This is a genomic window from Zavarzinella formosa DSM 19928 (assembly GCF_000255705.1).
Classification (GTDB): domain Bacteria; phylum Planctomycetota; class Planctomycetia; order Gemmatales; family Gemmataceae; genus Zavarzinella; species Zavarzinella formosa.
The window spans coordinates 94,271-95,532 of sequence record NZ_JH636454.1; the positions used below are offsets into that span (position 1 = coordinate 94,271).

General features: G+C 65.7%; 1 protein-coding gene. It reads left to right on the top strand.

Annotated features, from left to right (window positions below; genetic code table 11):
* Nucleotides 1-117: 117 nt before the first annotated feature.
* On the top strand, nt 118-1,262 hold a 1,145-nt coding region (locus tag BGIM_RS65425), incomplete at its 3' end, for a hypothetical protein (RefSeq protein WP_162136361.1).

Sequence of the window (1,262 nt, forward strand, 5' to 3'; positions counted from 1 at the left end):
GCGTTATGCGGACAAGGACGCCGACCTCGGACCGCTCGTCCAGTGCCTGGACGCCGCCGGGACGCCCGTCGCGGGGATACTCGACGCCCGCATCAAAGGTTATTAGAAGGAGTCACCATGCCCACCAGTTTTCCCGCCATCACCAATCTCACCGGAGCCGCCGTCACCCAGGCGGGCGCCAAGATCGAACTGACCGCGTTGTACGCCTCGCTGCGGGAGATCGGCGACCCGCTCGGCTCTTCCGGGAAGATTCAAAACCTCGGCCTCGCCTTCTCCGTCGCCACCGGCGCCCTGACCTGCGCCGTCAAACAACGCAACGGTTCGACCGACGCCGACGCGACCAATGTCATCGCCGTGCCGATGCGAAGCTCCACCCTCTCCAACGGAAGTTTCAACGTCCGCAACATCACCGGGGCTCTGTCGTTGACCATCAGTTCCGGCTCGACATTGGGGCATGCCAGCGGCGCCGCCTCCAACATCTATTGGTATCTGATCGACAACTCCGGGACTCTCGAACTCGCCGCCTCCTCGAAATATTTCGGTGACAACGGCATCGTCTCGACCTCCTCCGAGGGCGGGGCCGGGGCGGCCGACAGCGCCACGGCCATGTACGCCGCCAACGCCCGGAGCAACGTCCCCTTTCAGATCATCGGCCGCACCATTGACACCCAGACCACCGCCGGGACCTGGGCCGTCGTCCCCTCCGAAACCTATCTGTGGCCCTTCACCACCAACGCCTTCCGTCTCGGGATCGGAAACACCGCGGCGGCGGGGCCGCTGCCCTGGGCCTTCGAGGGGGATGACGACACCGGGGCTTACCGCCCGGCCGCCAACACCTGGGCCGCGGCCGCCAACGGCTGCGACGTCATGCGCTTCACCAACTCCTCCGCCACCGCCGTCAACTACGCCCAAGTGACCGGGGGCACCACCGGCAACGAGCCGATCTTGTCCGCGCTTGGCGAAACCAACGTGAGTCTCCGTTACACCACCAACGGGGCGGGAACGCACGAGTTCTACACCAACGCCAGCGGCCAGCGCCAAATGCGCATCACTCATGCCGCCTCGGCCGTGAACTACCTGCAATGCACCGGCGCCGCGACCGGCAACAACCCCTCCATCGTCGCCGAAGGAGCCGATTCCAACCAGGCCCTCAAACTGGAGGGCAAGGGGACCGGGTCGCTCGTCTCCCTGTCCGTCTACAACAAGACCAGCGCGTCGGCCGCCAACATGGTCATCGACTCCTCCGGCATCATGTACCGCTC